4 protein-coding genes and 1 pseudogene are annotated in these 4,449 nt (G+C 38.5%); all 5 read right to left on the reverse strand.

Translation table 11 applies throughout. From position 1 onward, the window contains the following. Window positions 1-101: 101 nt before the first annotated feature. The 5 genes and pseudogenes from AC1UFB_RS13855 to hmpA all read right to left on the reverse strand — a co-directional run bounded on the left by AC1UFB_RS13855 (window position 102) and on the right by hmpA (window position 4,352). On the reverse strand, window positions 102-617 hold the full coding sequence (locus AC1UFB_RS13855) for a type 1 glutamine amidotransferase domain-containing protein (RefSeq protein ID WP_328100859.1): 516 nt from the start codon (window positions 615-617) through the stop codon (window positions 102-104). A gap of 129 nt (window positions 618-746) precedes the next feature. Continuing rightward, entirely contained in the window at window positions 747-2,024 is a 1,278-nt protein-coding gene (locus AC1UFB_RS13860; protein WP_328100857.1) for an alanine/glycine:cation symporter family protein, read from the reverse strand. A 615-nt stretch (window positions 2,025-2,639) separates the two neighbouring features. Continuing rightward, window positions 2,640-2,801, reverse strand: coding sequence for a hypothetical protein (locus tag AC1UFB_RS13865; protein ID WP_175406274.1), 162 nt, complete (start codon window positions 2,799-2,801; stop codon window positions 2,640-2,642). Window positions 2,802-2,851: 50 nt separating this feature from the next. Continuing rightward, window positions 2,852-3,076 (reverse strand): annotated as a pseudogene (locus AC1UFB_RS13870) (SidA/IucD/PvdA family monooxygenase); the annotation flags it as partial. A gap of 73 nt (window positions 3,077-3,149) precedes the next feature. Beyond that, window positions 3,150-4,352 (reverse strand): NO-inducible flavohemoprotein, encoded by a 1,203-nt coding sequence (gene hmpA, locus AC1UFB_RS13875; protein ID WP_061786481.1) that lies wholly within the window; start codon window positions 4,350-4,352, stop codon window positions 3,150-3,152. Window positions 4,353-4,449 lie beyond the last annotated feature (97 nt).

A 4,449-nucleotide genomic window follows, 5' to 3' on the forward strand; every position in this document is an offset into this window, starting at 1 on the left:
CAGTGTTACCACTGATAAAAAAAGACAGACATAAAAAAGCTGTTGAGAACAAAGTTTCTCAACAGCCTGGAAAAAAGCGCTCAGCTGAGCGCTTTTTATTCTTATGATAGTACATTTAATGATTCACGAATGAATGCAGGTAAATCATCAGGTGTACGGCTTGTAACTAGTTGGTTTTGGCACACAACAACTTCTTTATCATGGAAGTTTGCGCCTGCGTTTTTCAAGTCAACCGCAATTGACTTATAGCCTGTAATATCGCGACCTTTTAACGTATCTGCATTAATTAAAAGCTGCGGGCCGTGACAGATGGCCATAACCGGCTTTTTCTCATCCATAAATGCTTTTGTAAATGCAACGACATCATCGTTAGCGCGCAGAATGTCAGGTGAAAAACCTCCTGGTAAGAATAAAGCATCAAACTCTTCTGGCTTTACCTCTTTAATACCTTTATCAATGCTGATCGTTGTTTCTCCTTGCTTACCTTTTACTGTTTTGCCGCCTTCAACGTCAATCGTTGTTAGCTCATGACCTGCTTCTTTCAATGCTTTGGCAGGGTCTGTATATTCCACATCTTCAAATAAATCTGTTACTAATACTGCGATTTTTTTACTCATCTCAACAAGCAACTCCTTTATTTCTGTGTAATAGCTTTTGTTCTATAAATAATGTACCCTTGTCTTTTCACCTTAAACATGGAATTTACAAATGATATGTACAAAAAAAGCTTTGCTGACCGCAAAGCTTTACCATTTTGTCTTATATTCTTTATAAATTTTGACTACAACAGGGCTCAAAATAAAGAGCGCGATTACGTTTGGCAGAACCATTAATGCATTGAATGTATCGGCTAAGTCCCATACAAGCGTAACGTTTAAAGTAGATCCTAACACAATAAAAAGTAGTACAAGCGCACGGTAAACGCTGATTCCTTTTTTTCCAAACAGATAATTGATATTGTTTTCTCCAAAATAGTACCATCCTAAAATGGTTGTGAAAGCAAAGAAGAATAAACAAATTGCAATAAACGGATGGCCAAACCCGCCGAGACCCCTTGTAAAACTTTCTTGAGTTAACTGGATACCATTTAAGCCCGTTTCATAGGATTTCGTCATGATAATGACGAGCGCTGTTAGGGTACAAATAATGACGGTGTCAATTACAACCGCTATGATAGCAACTAATCCCTGCTGAGCAGGATGTTTTACGTTTGCCGCAGCGTGAGCATGAGGCGTTGAGCCCATTCCTGCTTCGTTGGAAAATAACCCACGAGAAACCCCATAACGAATAGCTTCTTTAATTGTTGCGCCGATAACTCCACCAGTGGCAGCAGCTGGATTAAACGCTGATTCTACGATTAATATAAACGCATCCACGATTCCAGAGAAATTTGCGAATACGATAACTAAGCTTCCTCCAATATAGAAAAGTGCCATAAACGGTACAACAAATTCAGCAATTTTTGCGATTCGCTGAATTCCGCCAAAGATAATAAAGCCAATTAATACCGCAACAACAATTCCTACTGCAACGCGTGGAATATTGAACGTATCAAAGGATGCTGCGATGGAGTTTGACTGCACCATATTTCCGATAAACCCAAGTGCGATAATAATGGACACGGCAAAAAAGCCCGCTAACCATTTGCTCCCTACTCCTTTTCGGATATAATAAGCAGGTCCTCCAACAATCTGGCCATCTTTCTCTTCTTTATATTTCTGCGCAAGAACTGCCTCTGCAAAAATCGTGGCCATGCCGAAAAACGAGCTAACCCACATCCAAAAAATAGCCCCAGGTCCTCCCAAAGCAATAGCTGTTGCAACACCCGCTAAATTTCCTGTCCCAACCTGAGCAGCAACTGATGTTGCCAACGCTTGAAAGGGAGAAATTCCATCTTTATTGTCAGGGTTCTTTTTAAACATTCCGCCAAACGTTTGAACAAATGCTTGTTTGAGCATTGTTACTTGGATAAAGCCTAAGCGAAATGTATAAAGGATACCAATTCCCAATAAAAATGTAATCATAAACGGCCCCCATAAAAAACCATTTATGCTATTTATAAATTCTGATATGTTCACTTTTTCTACTCACCTCAAATACTATAATGGTTAAATCAACATGTATGTTTTATCCACACTTCTACCTTCTACTTTGACATAACAAAATAGGAGGTAGAAGTATCGATGCGCTAGACACCGAACCATATCCTTTGACAATACTGAGACAAAACTCCTGATTTATTGAACACAATTATGTCATTATACCGAAAAAAAATAAAAAGACAAAGTAAGTTTTTAACTGTAAACACTTACATTTCTCATAAAAATGAGGATGGTACATAAGTATTTCATTCAATGATATATCCGAACTATGGAGAGTTATCTCTTTTTTATACTTCAGTTGTTTGTTGATTTGGAAAACAAGTTTAAAAAAAGAGTGGAATAGAGCGTAGGACACGCGACTCCTGCGGGAACTGGAGGAAAAACTGAGACCGCTCAGCGAAGCGAGGAGGATCAGGTTCCTCCCCGCCGAAAGCGAGTGTCTGTAGTGCAATGGAACGAACGCTTTCTGACAACTTAACTCGTTTAGAACAGTCACGATTCTTCTTTGAGAAGGAATCATGTAGTTATGTCACACCCTCATTCAGGTAAATCAAATTGTTGAAAGGTCGTGTTAAAGGAAACAGGATAAATTTCTTTACCCGCAATTGTATTAACGATACATTGATTTCGTTGAACAGATAGCCCTAAGTTTGTTGCGCTTGAACCATGGGAATGCTCAATATTTGTTAGCGTAAACATGTAATGGTCACGAGGGGTTTTGAACTGCAAGCGATAGTCTTTCATTACTTTAAAAATGTATAGGGACTAGTCGGATCAGCAAACGTAACTAAGTCTGCTAAAAATGGTACTTGCAAGTCTGTTCCGTCAATTAACATACCGGGATGCCACTCAAATTTCTCTTCTTTATCAAAGAACACCGCACTTATTTCTTCAACAGGCTCAATTAAAGCAGCAAGTCCTAAATTAAATGGGCCAATACCGATTCCAATCACATCATATACTTGTTCGTTCATTAAAAAACTCCCTTTCATCAAAAAAAGCTAACAGTTTATAGTCCTGTTAGCTTTTTACCCGTTCTACGCAAATTTATTCAGTTACCGCTACGCTCATTTTAGGGGTAAAAGCCTCAAAATGAATACTTTCGCTTTTCACTCCTATTGCCTTTAAGCTTTTAATCATTTCTTCCATAAATAATGGTGAACCACAAATATAAAAAGAAGCTTCTGGGTTTTTACACCACTTCTGTAAGTCGTCGCGAATAATACGTCCAGCTTTTTGGTCATACGTTCTGTCGGCATCTACATCTCCGTCACTATATGCTACATGGTAGCTAAACGGATACTTAGCGAAAAGCTCCTGTAGCTCATCTTTAAAAATATGCTGTTCTTTCGTTCTCACTGCATGAATAAACGTAATATCCCGATGCTCTTCAATGGATTTTTTCAACATTGGCATTGTTGGCGTTATGCCAACTCCTCCGCTAATCAAGACCACTGGATGCTCTTCGCTCTGTTCTAAAACAAAGTCACCAGCAGGCGCGCTCATTTCAATTTCATTTCCTACTTCTACATGATCATGTAAATAAGCTGATACTTCCCCTTCTGCTACATTCACTTCTCGTTTTACCGTAATGCGATAGTATGACTGGTCCCCAAAATCAGATAAGCTATATTGACGAATAGACATAAATTCCTCTGAAGGTACCTGAACACGCACACTTACATACTGCCCTGGTAAAAAAGTAGGTAATGGATTTTGATCGACCGGTTTTAAATAGAAAGAGTACACATCACTCGACTCTTTAACTTTCTTAGCCACCACAAACGGTTTATAATCACTCCATCCACCTTTAGCACCTTCCGCTTGCTCATACATTTCTTTTTCGACAGAAATAAAAATGTCAGCAATGTCTCCGTATGCTTTCTTCCATGCTGCTAAAATATCATCGGTTGCGCTATCTCCAAGGACCTCTTTAATAGCCCCAAGTAAAAATTCACCTACAATCGGATAATGCTCAGCTTTCACACCAATGCTTCGGTGTTTATGAGCAATTTGTTTCACAACAGGAACCAATACATGGAGCTGATCGATATGCTGTGCGGCTGCATATACCGTGTTAGCAAGAGCGGTTTGTTGGCGCCCTGTTCGTTGATTTGTACGATTAAATACGTTTAATAACTCCGGATGAGCTTCAAATAAATTTCGATAAAAACAGGTCGTAATTTGTTCACCATACTGTGCTAAAACAGGAGCCGTGCTTTTTACAATATCAATTTCATGCTGATTCATTTTGTTGTCCTCCTAAAAAGATATATTTAATATCACTAGTGTTGCATTAATTTAAATTAACTATTAAAAAGACTCAAAATCTTCAATTTTATTATTT

This window comes from Priestia sp. KCTC 13724 (genome assembly GCF_056820425.1).